Raw genomic sequence first — 26,729 nt, 5'->3', positions numbered from 1 at the left:
CCTTTTGACATCTCTGGTGACCTTCAAATCAGCGATGTAAAGCCATCTTGGTGGTATCGTCGCATGTCGAATGGGAACCTCGTCTCGGAAAGGGGGCGTCGATGGAACTGCCCGAACACTTGAAGGCGAATCGGAAGCGGCTGGGTTTATCCCAGGAAGATGTCGCGCACGCGATCTTCGTGTCGCGGCAAACCATGTCCAGCTGGGAAAACGGCAAGACCTACCCCGACGTGCAAAGCCTCATGCTGCTCAGCCGGCTCTTCGGCGTCTCCATAGACGAACTCGTGAAAGGAGACGTGGTTTCGATGAAAGAGATGGTCAGCAAGGATGCGGTGGTGATGGAGAGGATGGCCGTTGGATCGGTCATGCTCATACTCATGGGCATTGCCTGCATGGTCGGGCTTAACGCTGTCTGGAAGGATCCCGCGCCTATACCATATATGTCGACGGGCTCTCTTGCGGGAATAGCCGCCATGGTTGCCTTCTGGATTCCCTCGCTCGTGCTCTCGGTGAGAATCGAGCGGATAAAGAAGAGCCATGACCTCGTGACATACCGCGAAATCAGCGCGTTCATGGACGGGGAGGATATACCCGAGGACAGCGAAGCCCTTTCGCGACGCAATCCATGGATGTCCAACCTTACGAAGCTCATCTGCGGTGCAGGAATCGGGTTGATCATCGCATTCGTCCTCACGCTCATCGTCAACGCGCTGCGCTAGCTGATGGTGCGTAAACGAGCGTCCTGCTGTTTGGGAACGCGTGAGTCAGGGGGACAGTTCCCTTGACTCACGCAGCTCACTCGCTCTCTTGGGAGTCAAAGGGACAGTTCCCTTGACTCACGCGGCTCACTCGCTCTCTTGCGGCAGGAGCATGCGGCCGCACTCCCGGCAGGTGATGAGATAGTACACGCCCAGCAGCGCGACCGTGACCCCCACGACCCCCGCCACGATGACAGGAAACTGAGCGCTGCCCAGCGTATAGGCCAAAAACGCCACCAGGGCCAGGCCGAAGACGTCGTGGACGAGCGCGAAGGCCATCGGCAGCGCAAAGCAGGTGCCAACTTGGGATCGAATGCTTCTCCGCATCATGGCCGCGTCGCAGCCCAGGTTTCCGAGCATGCGGTAGGCCTGCCGGTCGTCAGCCGCACCCGCAAGCTGCTGCAAAGCCAGCACAGCGGCGGCCGCAACCAGAAACGTGATCCCATAGAAGATGCCGACGTAGCCGATGGGGGCCAGCGTATGGCTGCTCAGCTGCCCGAATCCATCTCGCATGCCGACGCTGAACGCAAGGCCCGCGACCATCATGCAGACCGCCACGGCAATGAGGACGCAGGTGCATGCCATCGCGTTCGCACTGAGGGACATGCGAGCCTGCAACTGGCGCAGATCAAAAAGGCGCAAGCCCACTAAAAGCCGATCGGGGCGGCGGCGCGCCCGTTCCGGGCGCCTGATGGCCCAGACCCGGAAGAGCATTCCGGTAGCCAGCACAGCAGCGACGCCCATGGGCAGGATCCACACGATGAACTGCACTGGCTGGAACAGGCACGAACCCCAAACAACGGCGAGCAGGACCACTGCCAGCAGCGTCTGGAAGCCCACAGAAAGCCGAGCGGTCCCCTTCGGCTGCTCGGGCGTACTGTCAGCATCTAACAACTCGAGCAGCGAGTGCTTGCGCAAGCTTCGGACCTCCAGAGCAAGGGCGAGCACCATGAGGCCGGCGAAGCATTCTGCGGTCCAGAGGGCGGCATCGGCCGAGAACACGAACAGGAGCTGCCAGGGGGCGTCGAAGACGAAGGCAGCGACCGCCCCGAAGAGAGGAGAGGCGAGCACCCCGACGAGCATTCCAACCGCAAGCGCGACCACGGCGGCGACGCATCCCTCGTAAACCAGGATGCGCGCCATGGTCGCCGGCTCCATCCCCATGATCCCATAGGTGGCGAACTCCCTGGAGCGGCGACGCAGAATGAAGCGGTTGGCGTAGGTCACCAGGAACGCGAAGACGAGCGCCGAGAACACCGAGAACGCCTGGGTGATCATCGAGGCAGACTCGTATATGCCACGCTGGTCGGCGGTCAGGTCGAGTGACAGGAGGTAGTCGCCCGAAGCCGTGAAGGAGTACAGCAGGCAGGCCGCGAAGGCCAGCGTGGCGAAGTATACCGAGTAGTCATGCGCCGAGCGTAGCACATTACGCACGGCTAGCTTCAATATCATTGGCGGCTCCAATCTGGGACTGGAACCAACTTAAGGAACGAGCTGCCCTCCTGCCATCGATTCGCCTTACGCGCGCCTAACGTTTTTGCAAGGTTTCCCGCCTAATATGACACAGAACGCAGGACAGGGATAACATCATCATTTGCCCCAAATGCAAATGATGCAGATCATCGTCGCATCACCTTTCAGGTGGAGTCAGCGAACTTGACGGATTCTTGACTTTCCCGTCTTATGGTTCATAGGATTGGAGGCAACAGCATGACCCACAAGATTCTCGTGGTCGACGACGAACCTATGCTCACCGACCTGTTGGACGCGCACCTGACCCAGCATGGGTACTTGGTTTACAAGGCGAACGATGCGGATGAGGCTCTGGCGAAACTGGGCATGAAGCCCGATCTTGTCTTGCTGGATATCGGCATGCCGGGAACGGACGGGCTGCAGCTGTGCCGAGCCATCAGGGACCACGTAGGGTGCCCCATCTTGTTTCTCACGGCGCGCATCGCCGAACAAGACAAGGTCGACGGCTTGACCGCCGGCGGGGACGACTACATTACGAAGCCCTTCAGCTTGCGAGAGCTGACAGCGCGCATCGAAGCACACCTTCGCCGGGAGGCCCGCGAGCGCCCGGCATCGGAGGTGGTGGCAGCGCAGGGCATTCTCATCAACCGGTCCAATCGGAAGGCATTCGCAAACGGTCGGGAAATAACCTTCTCGAAGCGCGAGTTCGATATCCTTGATTTCCTGATGTCGCACCCCAACCAGGTCTTCGACCGCGAGCGCATCTACGCGGCAGTATGGGGCATCGACGGCCAAGGAGACGCCAGCGTCGTCAAAGAACACGTGCGCAAAATCCGCCAGAAGCTCTCGGAGGCCTGCGGCAACGAACCCATCGAAACGGTCTGGGGAATGGGATACCGGTGGAAGGCATGAAGAAGGGGTCGCTTAAGAAGGAGTTCGCCCGCGCCGTGGCGGTGACCATGCTCGCCGTGTCCCTCGCCAGCGGCCTTGCGATCTTCGGCTGTTACCAGCTGCAGAAATCCATCCTGCCGGATTCCGACGAGGTATGGCTCACCCAGAAAACCACTGCACCCGACGGCAGCGTCTCGGAATCGACCCAGCGCATTGAGCTCGGCGGCCAGCCGGAACCGCTCGGCCATCTTGTCCCGGAAGGCTCGGAAGACGCCCCCGGCCAAACAGCGAGCTATGCCGTCGACCGCATAGAGTCGAGCTTCTCGATGCTCACGGCCAGGGAGAAGGCCGCCTATCGTGCCTCGCAGGCGGCCATGGTCGGGCTGCCTCTCCTGTTCGCCCTCCTCGGCATCGCCCTGGCGGGCCAGTGGTTCTATCGGAAGAAGCTGGAACCGCCCATCCGCGCGCTCGCCGACGCGACCGCCCACGTCAAACGCCAGGACCTCGACTTTCAGGTGCACTGCGAATCCACTGACGAGCTTGGCCAACTCTGCACCGCCTTCGAGGACATGCGCCAGGCCCTCGTCGACAACAACCGCCTCCTGTGGGACATGCTGGAGCAGCGCCGGGCCCTTCAGGCGTCGGTGGCTCACGATCTGCGCAACCCGATTGCCATCGTCGGAGGCTACGTGGAGTACCTGCAAGAAGGTCGCAAGGCTGGCCTTCTGACCGACGAAGAGCTCGACCGGGCGCTTGGCAACCTGAGGGCCGCTGCCGAGCGCATGGGGCGCTACACCGAGGTCGTGCGCGAGGTGGGAGCCATCGAAGATCTGGAGGTTCGCCCCAAAGAGGAACGCCTCCGTGAGTTTCTGGAGGACCTCGGCGATTCCCTGGCCGCACTGTGTCGCGACGGTTCCGTGCGGTTGACCCATCGCGTTTCTGTGCCGGAGTGCACGGCCGTCTTCGATGGCGAGCTTCTGTACCGCGTTCTGGAGAACCTCGTGGGCAACGCCCTTCGCTATGCCCGTTCCACCATCACGCTCGAGTTCCACCAAGAGGGGGAGCTGCTGGCGGCCACCGTGACCGATGACGGCCCTGGTTTTCCGAAAGCGGTGCTTCGGAGGAAGGACGCCCTGCTCCTCTCCGAAGATGCCTCCGACGGCCACTTGGGGCTGGGATTGGCCACGAGCAGAGTGTTCTGCCGAAAGCTGGGGGGATCCCTGGAACTGTCGAACAGCGATGGCGGCGCCCGCGCAAAGGTCCTGATTGCAATCGAAGACCTTCGGAGGGGCAGCGCGGACGGCTGAAGCAGAGGCCGTCGCCGCCGACCTTCGGCAGCGCGCACCGACATCGCCGAGCTCTCGCAGCTTGACCGATTTTTGACTTTTGCGCCCTAGGCTTGGGCGAAAGGCGCAAAGGAGGTCCTGTATGCGAATGAAACCCGCCTTGGCCGCGTCGCTGGCCGCGCTGCTCGGGGCAACCCTTCTGTCCGCGTCCGCCTGCACCGGCTACGACATTCCAGAAGACACCCCTGCGGCCGCGCCGAACGATGCGGCGAATCCGTTTAAGGAGGCGCAGGAGGATGCGAACATCATGGCCATGCTCAGCCACGAGGCCGCGAATCCGCCCCTATCCGACGACGGCGAAAGAGAGCCGCTCCCCTACGATGGCGGCGAGTTTCGCCTGGACTATCGATTCTCCGTCACCGGCGACTTGGACAGCGTGGGCTTCCTCCTCTTCCTGGATGGGAATCCCCAGCCCTACCGCACCGACGACCCGTCGTCCGACTACGCCTACTGCCACACGTTCGATGCGGCGGAAGACCAAGAGCTCGCCTTCCTGTTCGATCCGGTGCGCGGAAAGGCAGGCGAAACGCTGAGCCTAACCATCGTCAGCATCACGAACCCCGACTTCCAGCCGGATATGGAAGGCACGTCCAGCTACGGGTGGTACCACAATGCGCTTCCCCTCAGCTTGGAGATGCGCTTCGACGCCGACGCGCCCGCGAAAGCCGCAGCACCGAGTCCGGTGGATGCCTTCTCATCCTGCAACGTGCACGAGGAGAAGGCCACGGCTCAGTACGTGGAAAACGACCTGGCTCAGGCGGGATGGCCGGATGTGACCTTGGACACGCTGGATGACGGGGTCTACTACACCTTCACGCTCGGCGGCGGCACGGTGTTCGACAACCTCCCCGTTGTCGAGCCGGTGCCGGTGCGCTTCACCTTGTGCGGCACTCCCGGCGCGCACTACAGCATCGCCTTCTTCCTCGACCACCAGCCGGTGGCAATGAATGGAGAAGGGTCGTGCACCGCAACGCTGAGCCAAGGGGGCGTGACCGTGGTGGAGGCCGTCATCGGCCCGTCTCTGCTCGGAAAGTTCAACACGCTCTACTGTATAGCAGTGCCTACCGAAAACGCGGACACGCCCTTTTACAAAACCAACTCGATACTGCTCTTCAAGGAGGCCTGAATCATGAGGAAAGCCCTTTGCGCCGCGATTGCCCTGTCGCTGTTCCCCTTCGGGGCTTGCAGTCCTCAAGCGCCAACGAGCGGCCTCGAAGGGGCGATGCCAGAAACGCCGGTCGCCCCAATACCAGCCACCGATGCCGCAGAGGTCAAGGACCCCGGCCAAGGTTCGAGCGTCTTCACGTTCGACAGCGCCCTTTTCCAAGGAAAGCTGACGGGTTGCTCCTATGCCCAAGCGGGCACGCTGCTCGTCTGTGCCGACGAGCTGTCTCTCTACGATACCTCCTCCGGCACGGTGTTGGCCCACTGCCCGGCGCCGTCGCAGGACTTCGCCGCAGCGCCGTTCGAGGGCGGCATCGCCCTTACGGCCATGAGCGACACGGGGGCGATCGTTCGTATCTACGACAACAGGTTGAATCTGAAGGAATCCCTCGAGCTGGAGCAGCTTCTGCCCGACGACTATGTGGCCAGCCCCAACTGCGTTGCGGTGTCGAGCGATGGGAGCCAGCTGGCTATCGCAGGCCTTAGCGCCCTCTACCTTTACGACCGCCCGACCGCGCGACTTACCATGTTGCTCGACATCGCCCAGGGCACCGGTAGCTCAGGCATCAATGCGGCCTCGCTGAGCGGCGTCGTTTTCACGCCCGATGGCGACCATGTGGCCTTTGCCGGAGACGGCTTTCCCGAGCAAGGCGCCGATGGCGAGGAAAGTGCGTCAATGTGGGGAACGGTAGACATCGATGGCGGCGGACTCGAGCTTGACTGGCTGGATGTAAAGGGCGTCGAAGAAACGCTGCAGGCCGACGGCAGGCTGTTCTTTCCTCCCGCGATCTCGCATGTCGATGGAAGTCTTTCTTGGGTCGATATAGCAAGCGGCGCCGCGCATCGACTCTCCTTTTCCTCAAACGACGAGGGAGGGGACGGCATCTACGTTTCCGAGCAGGGCAAATATGTCGCCACCGCCGAACTGGGCAGCGCGGTTACCGTGCGGGTCTATGCCGTCGATTCCGGCGAGCTTCTGGCCACCGAGACCATCGACGTGGATGATCCTCGTTATACATGGCGGATTCCTCAAGTGAGCATCGTGGACGATGCGCAGGCCGCCGTCGTGCTTTTGGGTTGCGGCATAGGGGAAATCGACACGGCGGTATCTACGTTTAGTTTCGGGAACTAGCATGGAAATCCAATTCGACAACGTAGCGAAGCGCTACAAGGGCAAATACGCGCTGAAAGACTTCAGTGCCACGCTGGGCGAGGGCGTTTTCGGGCTGCTAGGCGAAAACGGAGCCGGGAAGACGACGCTCATCAGCATTCTCGTGGGCATCTTGCGCGCCGATGGCGGCACGGTGAGGGCGAACGGGCGCGACATCGGGGCGCAGGGCAGTGAGTTTCTGGCCGACTTGGGCTACATGCCCCAATATCCGATCTTCTATCGCGACTTCACCGTGGGGGATTTCCTTCTCTACATGGGAGCGCTGAAAAACCTGAGCGCCGAACGGGCGCGAACCCGGGCGGTGGAATTGCTGGCCACCGTGAATCTGGCCGACGCGTGGGACAAGAAGATCGGCGCCCTTTCGGGAGGCATGCGCCAAAGGCTCGGCATTGCCCAGGCTATGCTGTCCGATCCGAAAGTTTTGGTGCTGGACGAGCCCACCGCCGGCCTGGATCCGGGCGAGCGCATTCGCTTCCGCAATCTCATCTCCCGCTTCGCCCCTGGACGCACCATCCTTCTAGCCACCCACATCGTCTCCGATGTGGAGTGCATCGCCACGGAGATTCTGCTGCTGAGACACGGCAAGCTGCTCATGCAGGGAACACCGGCCGCGCTGGAGCAGAGCATCGCGGGCAAGGTGTGGGAGGCCACGGTGGACATGGAGGAATCCCGGCGGCTAGCCGAGCGCTGGCGCATCGGCAACATGAAGCAGGACGGTTCACTCTTTTCGCTCCGTATTGTCAGCGACGAGCGCCCTTGCCAAGGGGCCTACCCGATTCGGCCGAACCTGGAAGACGTGTTTCTATACTTCTGCCGGGACGGCGATGCGCCATGCGACTGATCCGCTGCGAATTCGTCAAGCTTTTCTGCCGGCGCTCGATCCTTGTGCTCTTCGCCCTGTTCAGCGCTGTTAATCTGGTCAAAATCTACAGCGAATGGAACGCTTATTCGTTTCTGTCCGACGGAGGCGACGAGCGCAGCTGGCGCACCGTTCACTGGAGCCTCTACGATCAGTACCGAGGCCCCATCACGCCCGAAAAGGTGCAGCAGCTGTTGGCGACATGGCAGCCCTTAGCCCAAGCCACGGCGGACATGACCGCCAACACCGCCACCGATGATGCCGACTCCCTGACGGGAAACCTCTACAGCGACAGGAATCTTCTGGAGAAGTACTTCGTCGATCCCATGCAGTATTGCTACGAATATAGCGAGCGCGCCGCATCAGTGGCGGAGAAGGCGCGCCAGAACGCCGCAGTTGCAGCCCAGGCCGACGCCTTGTACCAACAGCGGGAAAGCGCTGCCATATACCAGATCTACGCCGGCCGCACGGTGCCCGCCTTCGCCTACACAGAGATGGCCAACTATTACCTGAATTACGACTTCTCCCTCGTTCTCGTGCTGCTTCTGGGGCTCTACGGCGTCACCGGCACCTTCACAACGGAACGGGAAACCCAGATGGACCGGCTGCTGCTCACGAACCCCAACGGCGGCAGTCGCACCATTCTCGCAAAATTGGTGGCGGTCAGCGGGTTTTTGCTGCTGGTGACCGCGTGGTTCTCGCTGCTAGACTTGGCGGGCTTCGTAGCGGCCTTCGGCACCTTCGAGGGCCTAGGGCAGCCGGTGTATGCCATCCCCAGCTTTGCAGAGGCGCCGGTCGGCCTTAGCGTTTTTCAGTTCGCGGTCCTGGCGGCAGCGCTGCGAGGCGCGGGGCTCTGGGCTTTGGGCATGCTCTGGCTTGCGGTGTCGCTGCGGTGCGGAAACGCCCTGGCTCCCCTTGTCGCCAACCTCGCGCTCACCGCCGCGCTCGTCGTCGGCGGCGCGAGCGTGGCCTATTCCCATCTTGTGTGGGCGAAGGCGCTCGATCCCTACTCGCTGCTGGCGGGCCGCCCCCTTCTGGCCCAGACGGAATTTCTGGACATCGGAGGCTTTCCCGTGCTGTCCTGGCAGGCTGCGCTTGCCTTCTCCTTGGTCGTGGGGCTCATCGCTGCGGTGGCCATCTACATGCTCTCGCCGCGAAATGCCCTCTGTCCGATACGGAGGGCTCGATGAGGGTGCTCGCCTACGAGTGGAAGAAGCTCATGATCGTGCAGCGGGGTTTGGCCTGCCTGTTAGCAGCCCTGGTGACCAGCGTGGCTTGGCTGGCAGCGACCGATCGGCCCCAGAATGTCGCCATGGAAGAGAACCGGGGCGATTACGTCTGGTGTCTGGAAACGCTTGACGGGGCCTTGGATGGTCAGAAAGAGGTGTGGCTTCAAGAAAGGAGCGAAGCCATCACAGAGGCGAAGGCCGCCCGCGCCGAAGCACGGGAAGGCTACTACGACGGGATCATCTCCGCCGAGGACTACGAGCGCGCGACCGCCCGATCCGATGAGACGCTGGCTCACGAGCGGGGATTCGACGTCGCCTACCAGCAGTATCTCTATATATCGGAGAACACACCCAACCGTTACTTCCTTGAGACGAACGGCTGGGCGGGGCTGCTTGGTGCCCAGACGCTGGATTTCCCGGTGCTGCTGGCCATCTTGTACCTGGCCGCCACGGCCTTTTGCTCGGAATGTGCTTGCCAGATGGATGCGCTGCTGCGCACGACTCCTCAAGGCCGCGCGAGCGCACGGAGTAAAGAACTCATCGTCGTCGGCTCTGTCGTCGCCCTCTGTGCGGCGCTTTCCCTCGCCCAGCTTGCATTCTTCTCGGCGAAATACGGCCTACCCCATGGGGACTATCCGCTGCAGAGCATTTCGCTGTTCGGCGCCAGCACGAAGAGCCTCTCTCTTGCCGAGGCGTTCGTTGCGGCCGCCGGCCTTCGCTGCTTCGGCGCGGCGATGCTCGCCTCTTTGCTGCTTTTCGTGTCGCTGTTGGCAAGAAAGCATGCTCTGACGGCGCTCATCGGCGCTGCCGTCACCCTTATACCTCTTATGGGCATGCCGGAGCAATTCGTCTTCCGCCTTCCCCTTCCCCTGGCGTTCTTGCTTGCGACGGGGTTCTTAGAAGGCAGTCGCTTTGCGCAGGGCGACGGCGGGGATTCCATCGCCCTGTTCGTTGAGGTTTCCCCTTGGGAATTCGCGCTGGTGGCGGTGATCTCGGTGGCGATCGTGACGTTTGCGCTGTACTGGGCCGTGCGCTGCAGCACGAACTGCTGGCTTCTGGCGAGAAGGCCCCGCCGCGGCAGAAGAGCCAGGTCGGCGGTCGCGCTTTTGCTCGCCGTTGCGCTTCTGCTGCCTGTCACCGGGTGCTCTTCTGGGACGACTGAGACCGTGGTCTACAACTCTGATGCCCAGAGCTTGGAGGGTGACGGCATTGTCGTAACGTTCGACGAAGAGACCCGAACCTACGTTATGGAACGTGAGGGGGCTACCGCGATGACCGTGGAGGCGTCGCCTCTTTTCGGTGCCTTTTCGGACGAAGAGCTCGTGAAGGGAGTCTACGTAGCCGGCCCGTGCGTATACTATCTAACCTCTCGCACCCGACAGCATGTCGACCGGGTCGGCAATTACGGCAGCACGTTCACCCAGTTCAGCATTGTGCGCCTTGATGCGGACACGCTGGAGCGCCAGGTTATCTTCGAGCAGATCGCCGACAGCGACCGATCTTTGCTGGGAATCGACTACACCGTCGGCGACACGTGGGCGTTTCTACCAGATTGCCGCGGCTTCTTCCTGAATGACCGCAGCATCTTCTTCGTGGCGAACGACGAAATTGTCGAGATGGACCGGGCCACGCGGTCGACGCAGACGCTCGCCATCCCTGCCAGCGGCAACATCGCCTTCGACGGCAGCGCCATCTACTTCATCGACGGCGACTCACGACTTCAAGCCTACGACACCCAAACCCGGAAAGCCGCCCCCGTGGACGACATCATCGCCCGCAGCTTCCGCCTCACCAAGGATGGCCTTCGCTACGTCAACCGCCTAACACAGGGCATAACACAGGGGACAGGTTAGTGTGCTAGAACACAGGGGACAGGTTAGTGTGCTAGCATGACAGCCCATATTACCCAGACGGCACGGGAGGATTCTTTTGCCAAGAACCGCACGGAAGATGTCAGCAAGCGGCATTTATCATGTTATTTTGCGCGGAGTTGATCGGCAACTCATCTTTAATAGCGCCGATGATCGTTTGAGATTCCTGTACGAACTCGCACATAGCCGTATGGCCAGTGGCTGCAAACTTCTTGCCTATTGTCTCATGGGCAACCATGTCCACCTTTTAATCAAAGAGGGGGAAGGGGGCATTTCTAGCACCATCCAGCGAATCGCCACCAGATACGCCACTTGGTACAACACAAAATACGACAGGATCGGGCACCTCTTTCAAGAGCGCTTCAAAAGCGAGCCGGTTGAAGACGACTCATACCTTCTGACCGTATTGCGCTACATTCACATGAACCCCGTTAAAGCATGCGCATGTGCTCATCCGGAAGAATTTCCATATAGCAGCTATCGCGACTATCTTATCGGCGAGGGGATCACTGATACAGATTATGTGAATCAGATTATCAGCATCGAAGAGCTGATACGCTTCACCGAGGCTTCAAACGAGGATGAATGTCTTGAGGTTTCGGAGAACGGAAGGCGGCACTTCATTGATGACGATGCAAAGAAGATCATCTTCGACATTACCGGATGCTCCTCGGTTGAGGATTTCATGGCATTGTCGCAAGAGGAGCAGTCCGAAGCCGTACCCTTGCTTCTTGAAGCCGGGCTTTCGATTCGGCAGACAAGTCGTCTTACCGGTCTTTCCGTTGGGATCGTAAGAAGAATGAGCGCTTGAACACACTAACCTGTCCCCTGTGCTACGATCCCCTGTGCTACGACAAGCTCATTTAAAAGCCCTACATGGCTGTCCGAGTCGTTGAGACATGCAACGTAACGGAGTCTCCGGCCCGCGCCCTCATATCTGCGGCGCAGGACGATATCGATGTCGTAGAGCGTCTCAAGGCAGTCGACCGAAAAGTTGGGGGCGACCACGAACAGGTCCGAATAGCTTTCGGGAAACCCTTCCAGCACGGCATTCACGGAAGGCCCGAGCCACGATCGGCTCTTGTCGAAGCGGCTCTGGTACCCGACCCGCCATTCAGCATCCGACAGGCCAAGCTTGGTAGCGACAGCCTGGGCGGTCCAGAGAGTCTGCTCGGGATAGGCATCGCCACCTTTGATGTCCGAGATGGGGATGGAGTGGAAGGCGAAGAGCAGCCTGTCCGACGTTCCTTGGCCGAACCCGGCAGCCCTTATCGATTCCGCCACGGCGTCGATGTAGGCGCCTTCCTCGTAGTAATCATCAACGAATGCGACCTCGGGCGCGTGATCCAGCGCCGCAAGCGCCTCGTCCAGCTTGTCGTGCACGGCACCCGTCGTGCTGAAAGCGCTTTGCGGATAGAGCGGGATCGCGACGATGCGGCCGCATCCCCGGTCGACCAAGCCGCGCAGCGCCTCGCCCACCGAAGGCTTCCCGTAGCTCATGGCGCGGGCCACCGCCACGTCCTCGTCGGCAAAGCGAAGCGACGCCTCCAGCCTACCCGCAAGTGAGCGCATGGTCACGTCAAGCGGGGATCCCGCCTCCGTCCAGATGGCTGCATACTTGGCGGCGGAGGCCGTCGACCTTTTCGGGAGGATGAATCGGTTGAGCAGAAAGCTCCAGATGCGCGGGTTCATGGGGCAGATCCGCGGATCGGTGAGGAACTCGGCCAGATAGGAACGCACCGCGTCCGAGGTCGGAGCCTCGGGGCTTCCCGTATTCAGCAGCAAGATTCCCGTCTTCCCCATGCGCCCTCTTCGCTGTCACATCGGATCTGTTAATGCACGTCCTTCTTCATTATAGGAACTGCCTGGGAGCTGCCGCAAACAACGGCGACGCGTGGCGACGCAGGAGCGGTGACAGGAAAACGACCGGCGAAGAAGGGCGAACGCTGTCCCAAAGGAGCGACTATGGGCCGAGGCGCATTAGACAGCATCTGACCATCATCGCAGCGGGCAGTTGCGCCACTGCGTCGGCGTGGTGCCGCATTCGCGCCTGAACGCCTCGGTGAAGCTGCTCTGATGCAGATAGCCGACGGCGCGTCCAACCTCCCCGACACTAACTCCGGTGCCGGAAAGAAGCTCTTTTGCCTTGGCAATGCGCTTGTCGCGCAGGTACTCTGCCACGCAACAGCTGTACTCTTTCTTGAATACCCCGCACAAGCGCGTCTTCCCCACGTACAGCTGCTTTGCTATGGATTGGAGCGTGAGAGCTTCCTTATAGTGGCCGTCTATGATGATCTGCGCCTCGCGGGCAAGGCGACGATCGTCGTCGTTGCCCGCATGTGGCATGCCGCCTCGATCGTGCGCTTCGCAAAGGGACACGGCGAGTATCTCGTTGAGCTTTGCGCGACAGAACCGGTCGCCCCCTGACTTGTGCGCCCATTCCGGGCCAAGGCTCTCCAAGGCCCGCACGATTTCCGGAGCATGGGTATTGACCTCTTGGGTGGCAAGGAACTGAAGGAGATCCTCCTTTTCGGCGTCCGTAACCTCCTCCAATTCGTCGAAGAAGTCTGGAGACAGGCAAAAGGTGAACGAGCGATGCCTCTCTCCGGCTTTCAACTCGTAAGCAACCCTCGGCTGACCTTCTTGCTCGAAGGAGACGGTGTTGTGCTCTTTGAAGTAGGTCTTGTCGACCGGGCACATCTTCGCAGAATGGCTCGTCATGGAGGCGATGCAAACGTAGTCACTCGATTGCTCGATCAGCGTCACGTCCTCGTTCAGGCGCACGTCGTGGAACGTGAACAAGCAATTATTCCCTAGGCTGTGAGCCCAGAGCACGCCCTGGCCCCAATCCGCTTCGACGGTGCTGAACGAGCCATGTCGCGACTCTTTCTCCTTAAGCCCGAGCTGCTCCATCTGAGGGACGAAGAACGTCTGCATCTTCTCGGCTACGTCTGCAACCATGAGGTCTCCTTCCCTGGGCGATGCATGCGAAAGATGCGCCGAACACGTTCGAGGCGAGGCTTATGCCCGCGATGCTTCCCTTGCAATCTTCCGTGCTGCGCGCAGGCGCCTGCGTGACGGCATCCATGATAGCTCGAAATGTTAGCCATGGCAAACTTATTCCATCTCGCTCGCTGTCGTTACCGCAAGCGGCGAACGAAAGTGCGGTTCCTTGTTCGTTCGCATCGTTTCGCCAGTCGTTCGCCGTTTCCCTCTGTCACTTGTGCCGGTTGGAAAATACCCCCACAAACCGTCGCCGCCTCGATAGTAAGGAGGAGCTTTGAATTCGGAAGCGCAATCATCACTGGGACCATCTTCGGAGGCATCCACGCCTCCGCCCGTTGGCGAAAGCACGCCATCGCGCAGGCTAGGACTCGGCTATCTTCTTGGGTTTGCAGGCCGCAAGCGCTGGTTGCTCTATCTCGGCTGCGGCCTATCGGCTGCGGCCATGCTGCTCACATTCGGCCCGTATATCTGCATTTGGCTCGTCGCACGCGACCTCATCGCCGTGGCCCCCGACTGGACAGCTGCGGAGAACCTGGCACTATATGGATGGTTCGCGTTCTTCATGGCTGTGGCCAGCCTCGTGCTCTACTTCTGCGCGCTGCTCTGCACCCATGCGTGCGCGTTCCACACGGCGAGCAACCTGCGCAAGGCATGCCTGGAGCATCTCATGAAGGTGCAACTCGGCTACTTCGACACGCACGCCTCAGGCGCGCTGCGTCGCATCATCGACGGCTGCGCCGGATCCACCGAAGGCCTCATCGCGCATAAGACGCCCGATACCGCAGGGTCAATCGCCATGGTGCTGGGCCTCGTCGTCACCTTGTTCGTCTTCGACTGGCGCATGGGGCTCGCGTGCCTTCTGGCCGCCATCCTATCCCTTGCATGCATGTTCTCCATGATGGGCGGAAATAACGCGCACTTCATGCAGCGCTACATGCAGGCGCAAGTGAACATGGCGAAGGCCGGGACGGAATACGTGCGCGGCATTCCCGTCGTGAAGGTCTTCCAGCAGACCGTCTTCTCGTTCAAGGCGTTCCATGATGCCATCAAGGAGTACTCGGAAATGGCCGAGTACTACACGGTGAAGGTGTGCGCCAAGCCGCAGGTGACATCGCTCACCGCCATCACGGGCATCGCCATCTTCCTCGTGCCGGTGGTCGTCTTCCTCGCGCCTGAGGCTCAGGCGGCAGGCACCGTCGCGTTCGCAGGCTTCATGGCGAACTTCGCGTTCTACGCCATATTCTCCGCCATCATCGCCACGGCCACCACGCGCCTCATGTTCGTGATGGAGGAAATCGAGATCTCGGCCGATGCCGCGAAGAGGACGCACGACATCCTCGGCTCGCCGACACTCTCGGAGCCGACGCACCCCGAGACGCCGCATGCCCACGACATCGCCTTCGACCATGTCGGCTTCCGCTACGAGGGCGCCGAACACGATGCCCTGACGGACGTGAGCTTCGAGGTTCCCGAGGGGACCACGGTGGCCCTGGTGGGACCCAGCGGAGGAGGCAAGACCACGGCGGCGAGCCTGGTGCCGCGCTTCTGGGACGTCAGCGTCGGCGCGGTGCGCATCGGCGGCGTGGACGTGCGCGCGTTCGATACGACCGAGCTCATGAAGAGCGTCGCCTTCGTGTTCCAGGACAACCGCCTGTTCAAGAAGTCCATCTACGAGAACGTGGCGTCAGCCCGGCCCGACGCCGCGCGCGAAGACGTGCTGGCGGCTCTCGCCGCCGCCCAATGCGATGACATTCTCGCGAAGCTGCCGCAAGGCGCAGACACCGTGGTGGGAACGGCCGACGTCCACCTCTCCGGCGGGGAGAAGCAGCGCATCGCGCTCGCCCGCGCGATCTGCAAGCAGGCTCCCATCGTGGTGCTCGACGAAGCGACCGCATTCGCCGACCCGGAGAACGAAGCGCTCATACAGAAGGGCTTCTCCGAGCTTGCCAAGGACCGCACTGTGCTGATGATCGCGCACCGGCTCTCCACTGTGGTGGGGGCAGACAAGATCGTGGTCATCGAAGACGGGCGCGTCGTAGAGCAGGGCACGCACGACGAGTTGCTGGCGCTCGGCGGCCTTTATGCCCGCATGTGGGAAGAATACCAGCGTGCGGCCCTCTGGCGCATCAAGTCCGAGACTCCGGACGAGGAGCAGGTCGCGGCAGCATGCGAATCGTTCGCGTCGGAAGGAGGCGCTCGATAATGGGAATGAGAGAGAAATACGCGCTCACCGCGGAAGGCGCCAAAAACATTCGCCTCGGTGCCTTCTGGACCGTTATCGTCAATCTCATCGCCATGTTCGGCATAGGGTTCTTCTTCATGTTGATGGAACAGCTCATCTCGGCCCTGACAGATGGAAAAGCGCTTCCCGACATGGCTCCGTATGCGATAGGACTCGTCGTTTTCGCCATCGCGCTCTGGGTGGCCCACTGGTTCCAGTACGACTACACCTACGGCAAGACCTATCGCGAGAGCGGCAAGCAACGCATCGGATTGGGCGAGCGTTTGAGAGAGCTGCCGCTGTCGTTCTTCGGGAAGCGCGATCTGGCAGACCTGACGGAGACCATCATGACCGACGCCTCTACGATGGAGCACGTCTACTCGCATGTGCTGCCGTACCTGTACGGCACCTACGTCTCGACAGCGATCATCGCCGTATGCCTTCTGGCGTTCAACTGGCAGCTGGCGATAGCGGCCCTCTGGTCGGTGCCGGTGGCTTTCGCCATCCTGTTCTGGTCACGCCGCTTCACCGCCCCGCTCCTGCACAGGACACGTGCTTGCGCAATCGCCATGACGGAGAACACGCAGGAGATGCTGGAGTGCGTTCGCGAGATTCGGGCCACCAATCAAGTGCCGGCACATCTCAAGCAGGCCGACGGCTACATCGACGACCTCGAGAAGAAGATGTTCAAATCGGAGGTCGCGTCAGGCATCCCCGTTCAGTCAACCCAGGCGATCATGCGCCTCGGCATCGCCACGACCATCCTTGCAGGTTCACTCATGCTCGCCGACGGCTCCATCGGATTCATGGTGATGTTCGGTTTTCTGCTCGTGACATCGCGCATCTACGCACCTTTCGATCAGTCGACGCTCATGCTCGCCGAGCTGTTCATGGCCACCGAGGTCGCCGCTCCTCGCATGAAGGCGTTCTATAACGAGATTGCTGCCACGGGAAGCGAGAGCTTCCTGCCTCAGGGGCACGACGTGGCGTTCGAGGGCGTGACCTTCTCTTACGGTGATGACGACGAACCTGTCGTGCAAGGCGTTTCCTTTGTCGCGAAGGAGGGCCAGGTGACCGCGCTTGTAGGTCCTTCCGGGTCGGGAAAGTCGACCCTCACCAGATTGGCTGCGCGTTTTTGGGACACCGACGGTGGTCGCGTCCTCGTGGGCGGCGTCGATGCGTCCACCATCGACCCGGAGGCGCTTCTGAAGGATTACTCCGTGGTCTTCCAAGACGTGCTGCTCTTCGATGACACGGTGATGGGCAACATCCGCCTCGGCCGCCGCGACGCGACGGACGATGAGGTTCTGGCAGCCGCGAAAGCCGCCATGTGCGACGACTTCGTGCGCAAGCTGCCGCAGGGCTACGACACCATGATCGGAGAGAACGGCAGCAAGCTCTCGGGCGGCGAGCGCCAACGCATATCGATTGCCCGGGCACTGCTGAAGGACTCGCCCATCGTTTTGCTTGACGAGGCGACCGCATCGCTCGACGTGGAGAACGAGTCCCAAGTGCAGGAGGCGCTCTCGAATCTGCTCGCGGGCAAGACCGTCATCGTCATCGCGCACCGCATGCGCACAGTGATGAACGCGGACAAGATCGTAGTGCTCGACGAGGGTCGTGTCGTGGAACAAGGGTCCCCGGCCGAGCTGTTGGAGAGGGATGGCCTGTTCGCCCGCATGGTAAGGCTCCAATCCGAAAGCGCCGACTGGTCGCTAGCAGGTGGCACTGTACAAAGGACAGTGGTCTGACATGACAGGAAAGACAGACCGGAAAACCTTCTTGCTGCAATCCATCGGCGATAGAGGCAAGGCGGCCGTGCTCACCATGGCGCGTCCGCTTGTGCTCTTCGTGCCGATGGTTCTGCTCGTGCCGATGATGACCGGGACGGGAATCCAAGGGGTTTGGCTTGCCTGCGCTCTGACGGATATGCTCGTCTTGATCGTGGCGGCAGCGATGGTACTGGCCTCCGTGAAGAAAGCGTAGCGGCGGCGACAGGGCGATGTCCGGGATGCCCCCAATGTCATCGCCCCGTCGTGCTTCGCCATCCTTGGCTGCCGAAGCCTTCGGCAGCGTCGCCGACTTCGAGCCTTCCCCGAGGATGCTGCGCGGAATCCCGCCCTCATGCCCTTCCGAAACGAGCAGGCCCTTGTGCAGACAGTCGCTCGGAAGAGGGCGCTCGCTCGATCACATCTCGCGAATGTGCGTTTTTTCCAGGGCCTTCCAGCGCTCTTTCGTCAGGTAGGTGAAGTGCTCGGTGCGCACGTCGCCCATGAGCGCGCAGGGCACGTTCTCTCTCGTATGATGGAACGCGAAGCCGCACTTCTCCTGCACCCGTGCGGAGTTGTGGTTGCCGTCGTAGCAGCCGCACCAAAGCCCTCGCAGGCCCAGATCCCCGAAAGCGTGGCGCTCGAGCTCGCGGACAGCCTCGGGAATGAGGCCTCGCCCCCAGAAAGGCGTGCCGATCCAATAGCCCACCTCAGCCTCGTCGTCGGCCACGTCGGCATTGGCCGCATCTCCAAAGAGTAAGCCGATGCTTCCCACAGGCAGGCCCGTCTCCTTCAACACCACGGCATAGGTTTCCGGCACGGAGAGCACATCGCGGATGATCTGGCGGCTGTCCTCGACGCTTTCGTGGGGCGGCCATCCGGCAATAGGCCCGATACGCGGGTCACGCGCGTATCGGAACAGCTCTTCGGCGTCTTTGTCTTGCCAGGGTCGCAGCACGAGGCGTTTCGTCTCCAGCGTCGGCGTCATAGCGCATCGCCTCTCTCGGTGGCTTCCGGCCGCTCCCCGGCCTTCTCGGACACGGGCGCCATGGCGCTGTCGGGACCAAAGGCGCCATGCATGGTCGCATCGCAGCTCACGAATCACCCCGTCCCAACGCTGCCTTGTAGCCGATAAGCTGCACGGTCAGAAAATGGCGCAGCGACTCCTCGTAGGACGGCGTCGGATACCCCGTCTTCTCGCATGCGGCGCGCTGGATGGGAAGCGGATGGGTCGCCGGATAAAGGCCGGAAACGTAATTCGACAAGTCCAAGAGGAACCTCGCCGAAACGTCCGCGTCGTCGAACAGGCCGCGTTCGACGAGCAGGCTCGATCCCTCGGCCATCATGGCGACTATCTCGCGCTTGCACGTGACGAGGCGCTCCTGGCCCACGTTGGTCTCTATGATGCTCGGCAGAAGCGCGCCGAGCCTTCCGAAGTCCCGATGCGATGAGAGCACCGATGTCAGCATGGCCGAGGCGGCTTCGAGGCCCTCCCTAGAGGACGCGTCCAAAACCCTCGGATCGATCCCCCTCAGGTCTTCCAGGATTTCGCGCAGCGACCGGACGTACAAGAGCAGGAGGATCTCTTCCTTCGAACCGACGTAGTGCGACAGGTTAGCGCGCGAGTAACCGACCCGATCGGCTATGGCGCTCAGCGTGACGTCATGGTACGAGCCCTCGTCCAGGATGGACTTCGTCGCATCCAGGATGTCATCGAGCCGCTGGCCTTTCTGCTCCTGCGTCCGCGCGCGCTGATACGTCTGATCTTTTCCGGTCACGTTGACCCCATCGTCGCCTTGACAAGTTGCATAGCGCAACTTATATTCTAGTTACATCGTGCAACTAATTCTAGGCAAGGGGTCCTGACAATGCAATTCAGAACGGATTCGAGGAGCGGAAAAGAGCTATCGGCGCTGGGCTTCGGTTGCATGAGGTTTCCTACCAGCGGCGGACGCATCGACGTCGACGCGTCCGAACGGCTTATCGTCGAGGCCATCGATCGGGGCGTCAACTACCTCGATACGGCCTACATGTACAACGGGAACGAAGCAGCCCTCGGCGAGATATTCACTCGCAATCCCGGCCTGAGGGAGCGCGTCCATGTCGCCACCAAGCTGCCGGTTGCGCACTGCGAAGTAACCGCCGACTTCGACAAGTACCTAGAGCGCTCCCTCGAGAGGCTGCGCACCGACCATATCGACTACTACCTCGTCCACAACGTGACGAGCGCGGAGGCATGGAGCCGTCTCGCCTCTTTGGGATTCGAGCAATGGGTCAACAGACAGAAAGAGGTGGGGCGCATCTGCCGTATTGGCTTCTCATACCACGGCCCCAAGGCCGATTTCCTCGTGCTGCTCGACTCCTTCGACTGGGACTTCTGCCAGATCCAGTACAACTACATGAACGAGGACTACCAAGCGGGCACGGCGGGCCTCATGGCAGCCGCGGAGCGCGGCCTGCCCGTCATAGTCATGGAGCCCCTCCTCGGAGGCAAGCTGGCAGGCGACCTGCCGAAGGAGGCACGCTCCGCCCTTTCCGATGCCGGCATCAGCGACGACCCGGCAAGGCTGGCTCTTCGTTGGGTATGGGATCATCCCGAGGTGACCGTGGTGCTGTCGGGAATGAGCACGCAGGAGCAGTTGCTGCAGAACATCGAGACGGCCGACACGGCGCTTCCCGGATCGCTTCAGGGTGCCGAGGTGGTGGCGGTGGAGCTCGCGCGTGAGCATATCGCGCGAAGCTACAAGGTCCCCTGCACGGGGTGCGGATACTGCTTGCCTTGCCCGAAAGGGGTGAACATCCCCATGTGCTTCGCCGCCTACAACACGTCCTTCGCCCACGGCTGGTACCAAGGCATGCACCAGTACATCACGGCATCGGGGGCCATGGTCGGCGAGGCCCGCTTCGCAAGCGATTGCGTCAAGTGCGGCGCCTGTATAGAGAAGTGCCCCCAGCATATCCGCATCCCAGACGAGCTGACATCGGTGAAGCGGCGCCTTCAGATCCCCGGCCTTCCAGCGCTGGTCAGGCTTGGCGTAAAGATGATGAGCCGCTAACGTCGTGTATAGCACAGGGACAACACAGGGGACAGGTTAGTGTGTTCGGGCGCCAACACACTAACCTGTCCCCTGTGTTGCCCTGTGTTGCTGCCGTTTACAGATTCGAAAAATCAGCACGGAGGCTTTTTCGTGATATGCTTCTCGCCAATTGAATAAGAACTGCAAACGACACATGTGGCGCTTGATGGCGCGTAAATCTGATCACGGTACAGAGGAAGCTCTCGTGGTCGGGTTTCACCATCAGGCGCTTTCTTCTTGCCACAGGTTACGATCCGGCCATCTTCTGCGCTGCAGAAAGCGAGGAGATTGTGCAACCGGGCACAAATGGCGTTCCAACGCAAACCAGAAAACCTACCACCATCTTAGCTGTTGCGGCTTTTGCGGCATTCCTGGCCACATTCAACGAGACATTCCTCAACGTAGGGTTCTCGCCCATCATGGAGGGCCTTGGCGTTGACGTGTCGACGGTGCAGTGGCTTGCCACGGCCTACATGCTGGGGGCGGCCGTCATGGTTCCAGTATCTGCGTTCGCCTACCGCTCGTTTCCCACACGCCCACTGTTCTGCGCGACGACGGCGCTTCTCGTAGTAGGGTCGGTCATAGGCGGTCTAGCCCAGAGCTTTCCTGTTCTTCTGGTCGGGCGCATCGTGCAGGCGCTCGGCACGGGCATGCTCATCCCTATCGGCATGAACATCACGTTGGAGGTGGCGCCACGCGAGAAGCTTGGCGCCTACATGGGCATTATGGGGGCCATGACCACCTTGGGCCCGTCCTCGAGTGTCATCTTGGCAGGCGCCATTCTGGCCGTAGCCGACTGGCACATGCTGCTTTGGGTCTTCGCGGGGCTGTCGGCGCTCTGCTTCCTTCTCGGCGCAGTAATACTTCGCGACATCGCCCGTCTCACGCGCCCGCGGCTGGATGCTGCATCGGTGGCGCTCATCGGCATTGCGCTCGTTGGCATCCTCTACGGTGTGTCCACTGCGTTTTCGGGCAGCATCTTCGTGGCGGGAACGGCTGCGATACTTGGCATCGCTTCGCTGGTGCTGTTCGTACGACGCCAAGGCACGCTCGAAGAGCCGCTCATCAACTTGGAGCCGCTGCGCGTGCGCCCCTTCGCTCTAGGCGTGGTGGCGAACATGCTGTCGCTTCTCACCATTTTTGCCATGAACATCATCGTACCGACCTTCATGCAGTCGGTGCTGGGAACGCCTCCGCTTATCGCGTCGCTGATCCTGTTCCCGGCCATCCTTTGCTCCTGCGCCGTGTCGCCTCTGGCTGGGCGCATCTACGACAAGCACGGTCCCGGCGTCCTGCTGCCGCTCGGCTTCGCCTGCATAGCGGTATTCTCGGTGCTCACGGGCCTGCTCATAGCCACAGCCAATGCGGTGGTGCTCGCCCTCGTATATATTCCGGTCATTTGCGGCTCGGCTCTCGTGATCGGCCCCGTGCAGAGCTTCGCGCTCTCGAAGCTCACCTATGAGCAGAACCCTCACGGCGTCACCATCATGTCCACGGGCTTCCAGATTGCCGGCTGCGTTGGCTCGTCGGTGTTCACCGGCATCTACGTCGCGGTCACCGCGGGCTCTTTGGCAGCCGGCGTCGAATTTGCGGCAGCGGCTACCCAGGCGATGGCCGCCACCGGCGTGCTCGTGGGGGCGGTCGGAGCCGTGGGCTTCGTCTGCGCGCTCGTCATCGGCCGCATGGCGAAGGAGGGAACGCCGGCTTCGGCGGCTTCGGCGACCGAAGCGACGCCCTCCAACGAGCCCTCGCTTGCCTCCATCATGAAGGCCGACGTGTACACCCTCTCCGAGACGGCGCGCGTGGCGGAGGCGCTTAAGCTGTTCTTCGAGAAAGGCATCTCCGGAGCACCGGTGGTGAGCAAGACGGGAACCGTGGTGGGCTTTCTGTCGGACGGGGACGTCATGCGCAGCCTCGCCGACCAGGTGCCCGCGTTCAAGACAGCGTGGTCGTTCCTCGTTGAGCGCGAAAACGACGACTTCACCCATACGCTGAACGAGGTGATGCAATCGCCCATCCGCGACATCGCCGCGAGGCGCGTTATCTACGTGGACGTATCTGACGACATGGGCGTCGTAGCGAAGGTACTGGCCGACAACCATCTCAAGAAGGCCCCCGTGCTTGCGGAAGGACGCATGGTGGGCATCATCAATCGCTCCAACATCACGGGCTTTGCCGTCAAGGAGTATTTGGGGCAAGAGTCTCACCGCTGACGAGCATCGATGTCCCGTCTTCTTCCAGGAAGGCGGGACGTCGATGCTTCTCTGGGCCCATGCTCAACGACCGGGCCCCTGAATCCATGCTCAACGACTGACCATCGATGCTCCTTGACTGTTGTGAGCATGGCCGCCTTTCTGCCCCCTGTCTCCTTGCCAGATCTATGGTGCCAGCAAGCATCCGCTTCGATATGTCGGCAAGCTGTCTCCTTGACGTCTCAAAAATGCAATATGCAATTTACATTGCAAGATATACCTTACATTCTCAGAGGTCGAAGGACACAGCTTGGAAGACTGGAAGAACGTCCGCATGAAGAAAGCGCGCAAGGACGCGGGGCTCTCGCAGCAGCAGCTCGCCGATGCGGTCGGTGCCACTCGGCAGACGATCGGTCTCATCGAAGCAGGAACGTACAACCCGAGCCTGCGCCTGTGCACCGCCATCTGCAAGACGCTGGGCAAGACGCTAGACGAACTGTTCTGGGAGGAAGGATAGGTCATGGGGCTCATCAGAAAGTGGCGAGAATACATGGGGCCGAAAGATGAATACCTGGAGGCCAAGGAGAACAAGGCCGTCAAGGTCGGATATGGGATTCTTATCGTTGGCACCTTGCTGGTGCTCTATTACCAGATAATGCTCCAGCAGGTCTCTTCGGTGCTGGACGATCCCATCTACACGGCGCTGAGGGACCGACTGGTTCCATCGAGCCTGCTGCTCGCCATCGCGATCCTCGTCTCGGGCACCGCCATGACGGCGATTCAGGCGAGGTCAGGGTCGACGGGCAGCTACCAGCGCTTTGCCAACGTGGACCGCATTCCCTGGGACTTCGTCTGCTTTGTGGCCTTGGCGTGTGGCGCTTCCATCGGCGTGCTCTCCTTCGTCATGCGCGTGCTCGCAGAGATGCAAATCGTCGGGTTCGAAAACGTGATGTGGCTCCCTGACATCGCCATCGGCGCGTTCCTGGGAGGTCTGGGGTTCGTGATCGGCCTTGTCGTCTATGCCGGCCTCTTCTCCTCGGCAATCAAGCGCCGCCACGAGATCGAGCGCGAACTCGAAGACTGAAGCCTTCCCCGCCGCAACGGATGAAGCGGCGGACAACCCGGGGGCGCCGCCTAGATCACATCGATTCCTCTTCCGCCGCTTCTATGCGTACGCTCATATCGATGGGCTTTGCCGTAAAGGGGCTCGTGGTGGCAAGGCCGTCCACACCCGTTGCAGCATAGGCCCCGACGTTCTGGGGGTTCACGCCTCCGGCAGCTATCAGGGTCACGCCCGGATTCAAGCCCTTGAGCTCTCTGACGAGGCCCCCCAGCTCGTCAGGGGCCACTTTGTCGAGCTGGATGCCATCGACCCCTGCCCGCGCAAGCGCTGCAGCTCGATCGGCCTCTGCCTCCACAAACAGCTTCTTCTCGACGCAGCGCGCCTTGATGGCCGGAATCCGCCGGAGGAAGTCGTCGAAGCCTCCAAAGAACGCGATATGATGCTCGAAGACAAGCACGGTCTCCGAAAGCCCCAGCCTGTGCGGAAACGCGCCACCGACCATGACGGCTTCGGTGAGCAGGTCCTTCGCTCCTAGCAGACTCTTACGCGTGGTGAGAATCTCGCAGCGAGGATTTACGGCATGCGCAGCATCCACCATGGACCGCGTCTTCGTAGCCACCGCCGACAGGTGATCGAACAGGTTCAAGCATACCTTCCAGGCGGCATGCAGCGCCGAAGCATCGCCATGAACTTCCATGATCGTCTCGCCTGCCTCAAGCTCGTCTCCGTCGCTCCTCGATGAGGCAACCGTGCAGTCGAGATGCGCCATGACCTGCCGCGCCACGGCAACCCCCGCAAGGGTGCATTTCTCGCGAGTGAAGTAAGACATGCGCCCTGGCGTGTCTCCGATGCCGAGCGCGATGCTGGTCAAGTCTATATAAGGGATGTCCTCACTGATGAGCTGATCGATCCGCGTCCCCGGAAAAATGACCACGATGCTCCTCCTTCGGCTGACTCTATTGTTCATTGGATTCGATATTTCGACGTTACTTCGACTGGAGCGGGCGAGATATCGAGAAACGCTTTAACGTCCTCGTCCAGGCCCTCCTCGCAAAACAAGTGCTGCGACTCCCTCACGACGCGCAGGCTGCCATCAAGCAAGATGGCGACCCGATCGGCCAACGCGGACGCCTCCTGGAAATCGTGCGTGACGAATACGATGGTGCACCCGAATCGCTCATGCACGTTCCTTAAAACCGCGTACATTCTCTTCTTCGTCGCGGGATCGAGGGCCGAGAACGGCTCGTCGAGCAAGAGCACCTCGGGCCTTAATATGAGCGCCCGCGCCAAAGCGGCCCGTTGGGCCTCCCCGCCGCTGATGATGCCGGGGTAGCGATCCGCTATATCGCCAATTCCGAAGCTGTCGAGCAGTTCATTGGTGCGTTCATGCAGCTCTTCTTCAGGCACGCGACGCACTTTGAGCCCATAGCTCACGTTCTCGCGCACGCTCATATGGGGAAAGAGAGCGTAGTCCTGGTAGAGAATGCCAAGCTGCCGCTCCTGTATGGGCAACTCATCTTCAGGTCTCCCGCCCAGGAGAATCTCACCTGCAGCATGCGGATAAGCTCCGGCGATAGTTTCGAGGAGCACGGTTTTTCCCGATCCCGTGGCGCCAAGGATGGCGAACATCTCGTGTGGGACGACATGAAGCTCTGGAACACGTAGCGTAAACGCTCCACGATGAACCTCAAGGTCGCGTATGTCGATGCTACCGGCCATACGATTCCTCCTCAAAGGGCACCTGAGCAACACCCGATTCCGGAACGGACGTCGAGGCGTCGCGTCGGCGCCTACGCCTTCTCGCTCCTTTCGTGTCGTCGACTCTTGCGGCGCCGACAGGGCGATTGAGTGCGTTCGCAACGACCAGCGTTATGGCCGAGACGATGAGCATGATCATAGCTGTGGCCATGGCGACGTCGTTATTGCCCGTCGATATGCTCAGGTAAATGCTTCCCGGAAGCGTTTCTGTCTTCATGCGGGTGACCCCTACGAGCATGAGGGTGGCGCCGAACTCGCCCATGCCACGAGCCCAGGTGAGCACGGCGCACGATATGACCGAATTCCGCGAGATTGGCAGGATTATGCTGTGGAATACCTGCCCCGAAGACGCCCCAAGCGTCTTCGCGACGAACTCCATGCGAGGGCTTATCCCGTCGAGAGCGGTCCGCATCATGCGGATGGCGAACGGGAGGTTCACGATGAGCTGTGCGAACACGATACCCGCCGGCTGAAAGACCACGGCAAGCCCGATGTCCCTGAGCGTTTTCCCGAAAGGAGACGAGAAGATGAGCAGCAATGCGAACCCGAGAAGGATGTACGGAAGCGAGAGCGTAAGCTCCATCAAGATGCCGGCCAGCCGCTTGAAAGGCATGTTCGTGCGCGAGAGCGCATAGGCCGTCGGCAATGCAAGAGCAAGGCAGACGGCGGTCGAAATGGTGGATGTGACGATGCTCAGGCGAAGCGAGAACAGCACTTCAGCGGAGGCCGCCACCTCATGGAAATGCGCCACTCCTCCTGCAAGGATCGCCACTATGGCGCTTCCAATGAACAGGAAGGCCACGGTGGCGATCGCGATGGTCAGCACCGAGAAGGCGTCCCGTCGGCAACCATGCTTTTGTCGAACGTTATCCGTCTTCATT

24 protein-coding genes are annotated in these 26,729 nt (G+C 61.1%); 16 read left to right on the top strand and 8 right to left on the bottom strand.

The genetic code is table 11. The annotated features are described in order from the left end of the window. Positions 1–101 precede the first annotated feature (101 nt). Complete coding sequence (locus NFR19_RS04685; protein ID WP_251212633.1) at positions 102–719, top strand: helix-turn-helix transcriptional regulator; 618 nt, start codon at positions 102–104, stop codon at positions 717–719. 126 nt (positions 720–845) lie between these two features. On the opposite strand, the gene NFR19_RS04680 is transcribed toward NFR19_RS04685, so the two are convergent. After that, positions 846–2,210, bottom strand: coding sequence for an FtsX-like permease family protein (locus NFR19_RS04680; protein ID WP_251212632.1), 1,365 nt, complete (start codon positions 2,208–2,210; stop codon positions 846–848). A gap of 258 nt (positions 2,211–2,468) precedes the next feature. On the opposite strand from NFR19_RS04680, the gene NFR19_RS04675 reads away from it, so the two are divergent. From NFR19_RS04675 to NFR19_RS04640, 8 genes are all read left to right on the top strand, one after another. Next, positions 2,469–3,143 (top strand): response regulator transcription factor, encoded by a 675-nt coding sequence (locus NFR19_RS04675; RefSeq protein ID WP_251212631.1) that lies wholly within the window; start codon positions 2,469–2,471, stop codon positions 3,141–3,143. Continuing rightward, positions 3,140–4,429 (top strand): HAMP domain-containing sensor histidine kinase, encoded by a 1,290-nt coding sequence (locus NFR19_RS04670; RefSeq protein ID WP_251212664.1) that lies wholly within the window; start codon positions 3,140–3,142, stop codon positions 4,427–4,429. Before NFR19_RS04675 ends, NFR19_RS04670 begins: the two co-directional genes overlap by 4 nt. A 121-nt stretch (positions 4,430–4,550) precedes the next feature. Beyond that, a complete protein-coding gene (locus NFR19_RS04665; RefSeq protein WP_251212630.1) occupies positions 4,551–5,594 on the top strand; it encodes a hypothetical protein in 1,044 nt (347 codons plus the stop codon). A 3-nt stretch (positions 5,595–5,597) separates the two neighbouring features. After that, on the top strand, positions 5,598–6,764 hold the full coding sequence (locus NFR19_RS04660; RefSeq protein ID WP_251212629.1) for a WD40 repeat domain-containing protein: 1,167 nt from the start codon (positions 5,598–5,600) through the stop codon (positions 6,762–6,764). 1 nt (position 6,765) lies between these two features. After that, positions 6,766–7,644, top strand: a complete 879-nt coding sequence (locus NFR19_RS04655; protein ID WP_251212628.1) for an ABC transporter ATP-binding protein — start codon at positions 6,766–6,768, stop codon at positions 7,642–7,644. Then, positions 7,635–8,852: a hypothetical protein gene (locus NFR19_RS04650; protein WP_251212627.1), complete on the top strand. Its 1,218-nt coding sequence runs from the start codon at positions 7,635–7,637 to the stop codon at positions 8,850–8,852. The genes NFR19_RS04655 and NFR19_RS04650 overlap by 10 nt, the downstream gene beginning before the upstream one ends. Next, on the top strand, positions 8,849–10,744 hold the full coding sequence (locus NFR19_RS04645; protein WP_251212626.1) for a hypothetical protein: 1,896 nt from the start codon (positions 8,849–8,851) through the stop codon (positions 10,742–10,744). The genes NFR19_RS04650 and NFR19_RS04645 overlap by 4 nt, the downstream gene beginning before the upstream one ends. 76 nt (positions 10,745–10,820) lie before the next feature. Then, complete coding sequence (locus NFR19_RS04640; RefSeq protein ID WP_251212625.1) at positions 10,821–11,573, top strand: transposase; 753 nt, start codon at positions 10,821–10,823, stop codon at positions 11,571–11,573. A gap of 5 nt (positions 11,574–11,578) precedes the next feature. On the opposite strand, the gene hemH is transcribed toward NFR19_RS04640, so the two are convergent. Next, positions 11,579–12,565 carry a ferrochelatase gene (hemH, locus tag NFR19_RS04635; RefSeq protein ID WP_251212624.1) on the bottom strand — a complete coding sequence of 329 codons (987 nt, stop codon included), beginning with the start codon at positions 12,563–12,565 and terminating at the stop codon, positions 11,579–11,581. Positions 12,566–12,760: 195 nt separating this feature from the next. After that, entirely contained in the window at positions 12,761–13,723 is a 963-nt protein-coding gene (locus tag NFR19_RS04630) for a helix-turn-helix transcriptional regulator (protein ID WP_251212623.1), read from the bottom strand. A gap of 319 nt (positions 13,724–14,042) precedes the next feature. On the opposite strand from NFR19_RS04630, the gene NFR19_RS04625 reads away from it, so the two are divergent. Genes NFR19_RS04625 through NFR19_RS04615 form a run of 3 tightly spaced genes read left to right on the top strand, consistent with a single transcriptional unit; the run spans position 14,043 to position 17,975 of the window. Beyond that, the gene (locus NFR19_RS04625) at positions 14,043–15,971 is read left to right on the top strand and encodes an ABC transporter ATP-binding protein (RefSeq protein ID WP_251212622.1); all 1,929 of its coding nucleotides are present in this window, start codon (positions 14,043–14,045) and stop codon (positions 15,969–15,971) included. Beyond that, positions 15,971–17,740 (top strand): ABC transporter ATP-binding protein, encoded by a 1,770-nt coding sequence (locus NFR19_RS04620; protein WP_251212621.1) that lies wholly within the window; start codon positions 15,971–15,973, stop codon positions 17,738–17,740. Before NFR19_RS04625 ends, NFR19_RS04620 begins: the two co-directional genes overlap by 1 nt. Before the next feature lies 1 nt (position 17,741). Then, complete coding sequence (locus NFR19_RS04615; protein ID WP_251212620.1) at positions 17,742–17,975, top strand: hypothetical protein; 234 nt, start codon at positions 17,742–17,744, stop codon at positions 17,973–17,975. A 201-nt stretch (positions 17,976–18,176) separates the two neighbouring features. Here NFR19_RS04615 and NFR19_RS04610 read toward each other — a convergent pair whose 3' ends face one another. Then, positions 18,177–18,746 carry a GNAT family N-acetyltransferase gene (locus tag NFR19_RS04610; protein WP_251212619.1) on the bottom strand — a complete coding sequence of 190 codons (570 nt, stop codon included), beginning with the start codon at positions 18,744–18,746 and terminating at the stop codon, positions 18,177–18,179. 106 nt (positions 18,747–18,852) lie between these two features. Continuing rightward, positions 18,853–19,536, bottom strand: coding sequence for a TetR/AcrR family transcriptional regulator (locus tag NFR19_RS04605; RefSeq protein ID WP_251212618.1), 684 nt, complete (start codon positions 19,534–19,536; stop codon positions 18,853–18,855). A 90-nt stretch (positions 19,537–19,626) separates the two neighbouring features. Between NFR19_RS04605 and NFR19_RS04600 the strand changes: the two genes are divergently transcribed. From NFR19_RS04600 to NFR19_RS04585, 4 genes are all read left to right on the top strand, one after another. Further along, on the top strand, positions 19,627–20,814 hold the full coding sequence (locus NFR19_RS04600) for an aldo/keto reductase (RefSeq protein ID WP_251212617.1): 1,188 nt from the start codon (positions 19,627–19,629) through the stop codon (positions 20,812–20,814). Between the two features lie 311 nt (positions 20,815–21,125). Continuing rightward, entirely contained in the window at positions 21,126–23,048 is a 1,923-nt protein-coding gene (locus tag NFR19_RS04595) for an MFS transporter (protein ID WP_251212616.1), read from the top strand. Positions 23,049–23,337: 289 nt separating this feature from the next. Then, positions 23,338–23,544: a helix-turn-helix transcriptional regulator gene (locus NFR19_RS04590; protein WP_251212615.1), complete on the top strand. Its 207-nt coding sequence runs from the start codon at positions 23,338–23,340 to the stop codon at positions 23,542–23,544. 3 nt (positions 23,545–23,547) lie between these two features. Then, the gene (locus NFR19_RS04585; protein ID WP_251212614.1) at positions 23,548–24,111 is read left to right on the top strand and encodes a hypothetical protein; all 564 of its coding nucleotides are present in this window, start codon (positions 23,548–23,550) and stop codon (positions 24,109–24,111) included. Positions 24,112–24,166: 55 nt separating this feature from the next. Here NFR19_RS04585 and modD read toward each other — a convergent pair whose 3' ends face one another. Genes modD through NFR19_RS04570 form a run of 3 tightly spaced genes read right to left on the bottom strand, consistent with a single transcriptional unit; the run spans position 24,167 to position 26,728 of the window. Then, the gene (gene modD / locus NFR19_RS04580; protein WP_251212613.1) at positions 24,167–25,024 is read right to left on the bottom strand and encodes a ModD protein; all 858 of its coding nucleotides are present in this window, start codon (positions 25,022–25,024) and stop codon (positions 24,167–24,169) included. A gap of 29 nt (positions 25,025–25,053) precedes the next feature. Further along, complete coding sequence (locus tag NFR19_RS04575) at positions 25,054–25,809, bottom strand: ABC transporter ATP-binding protein (protein WP_251212612.1); 756 nt, start codon at positions 25,807–25,809, stop codon at positions 25,054–25,056. Then, a complete protein-coding gene (locus tag NFR19_RS04570; protein ID WP_251212611.1) occupies positions 25,799–26,728 on the bottom strand; it encodes an ABC transporter permease in 930 nt (309 codons plus the stop codon). Before NFR19_RS04570 ends, NFR19_RS04575 begins: the two co-directional genes overlap by 11 nt. Position 26,729 lies beyond the last annotated feature (1 nt).

Origin of the sequence: Adlercreutzia murintestinalis, from assembly GCF_943192905.1 — a bacterium.
Taxonomy (GTDB): Bacteria; Actinomycetota; Coriobacteriia; order Coriobacteriales; family Eggerthellaceae; genus Adlercreutzia_A; species Adlercreutzia_A murintestinalis.
The sequence above is the reverse complement of the archived record's forward strand: the minus strand, read 5'-3'. Positions and strand labels throughout refer to the sequence as shown.

What these genes read in the sequence shown, in the direction of transcription:
- NFR19_RS04685 (WP_251212633.1), top strand. Translation starts at nt 102, where the DNA reads ATGGAACTGCCCGAACACTTGAAGGCGAATCGGAAGCGGCTGGGTTTA.
- NFR19_RS04680 (WP_251212632.1), bottom strand. Translation starts at nt 2,210, where the DNA reads ATGATATTGAAGCTAGCCGTGCGTAATGTGCTACGCTCGGCGCATGAC.
- NFR19_RS04675 (WP_251212631.1), top strand. Translation starts at nt 2,469, where the DNA reads ATGACCCACAAGATTCTCGTGGTCGACGACGAACCTATGCTCACCGAC.
- NFR19_RS04670 (WP_251212664.1), top strand. Translation starts at nt 3,140, where the DNA reads ATGAAGAAGGGGTCGCTTAAGAAGGAGTTCGCCCGCGCCGTGGCGGTG.
- NFR19_RS04665 (WP_251212630.1), top strand. Translation starts at nt 4,551, where the DNA reads ATGCGAATGAAACCCGCCTTGGCCGCGTCGCTGGCCGCGCTGCTCGGG.
- NFR19_RS04660 (WP_251212629.1), top strand. Translation starts at nt 5,598, where the DNA reads ATGAGGAAAGCCCTTTGCGCCGCGATTGCCCTGTCGCTGTTCCCCTTC.
- NFR19_RS04655 (WP_251212628.1), top strand. Translation starts at nt 6,766, where the DNA reads ATGGAAATCCAATTCGACAACGTAGCGAAGCGCTACAAGGGCAAATAC.
- NFR19_RS04650 (WP_251212627.1), top strand. Translation starts at nt 7,635, where the DNA reads ATGCGACTGATCCGCTGCGAATTCGTCAAGCTTTTCTGCCGGCGCTCG.
- NFR19_RS04645 (WP_251212626.1), top strand. Translation starts at nt 8,849, where the DNA reads ATGAGGGTGCTCGCCTACGAGTGGAAGAAGCTCATGATCGTGCAGCGG.
- hemH (WP_251212624.1), bottom strand. Translation starts at nt 12,565, where the DNA reads ATGGGGAAGACGGGAATCTTGCTGCTGAATACGGGAAGCCCCGAGGCT.
- NFR19_RS04630 (WP_251212623.1), bottom strand. Translation starts at nt 13,723, where the DNA reads ATGGTTGCAGACGTAGCCGAGAAGATGCAGACGTTCTTCGTCCCTCAG.
- NFR19_RS04620 (WP_251212621.1), top strand. Translation starts at nt 15,971, where the DNA reads ATGGGAATGAGAGAGAAATACGCGCTCACCGCGGAAGGCGCCAAAAAC.
- NFR19_RS04615 (WP_251212620.1), top strand. Translation starts at nt 17,742, where the DNA reads ATGACAGGAAAGACAGACCGGAAAACCTTCTTGCTGCAATCCATCGGC.
- NFR19_RS04610 (WP_251212619.1), bottom strand. Translation starts at nt 18,746, where the DNA reads ATGACGCCGACGCTGGAGACGAAACGCCTCGTGCTGCGACCCTGGCAA.
- NFR19_RS04600 (WP_251212617.1), top strand. Translation starts at nt 19,627, where the DNA reads ATGCAATTCAGAACGGATTCGAGGAGCGGAAAAGAGCTATCGGCGCTG.
- NFR19_RS04585 (WP_251212614.1), top strand. Translation starts at nt 23,548, where the DNA reads ATGGGGCTCATCAGAAAGTGGCGAGAATACATGGGGCCGAAAGATGAA.
- NFR19_RS04575 (WP_251212612.1), bottom strand. Translation starts at nt 25,809, where the DNA reads ATGGCCGGTAGCATCGACATACGCGACCTTGAGGTTCATCGTGGAGCG.
- NFR19_RS04570 (WP_251212611.1), bottom strand. Translation starts at nt 26,728, where the DNA reads ATGAAGACGGATAACGTTCGACAAAAGCATGGTTGCCGACGGGACGCC.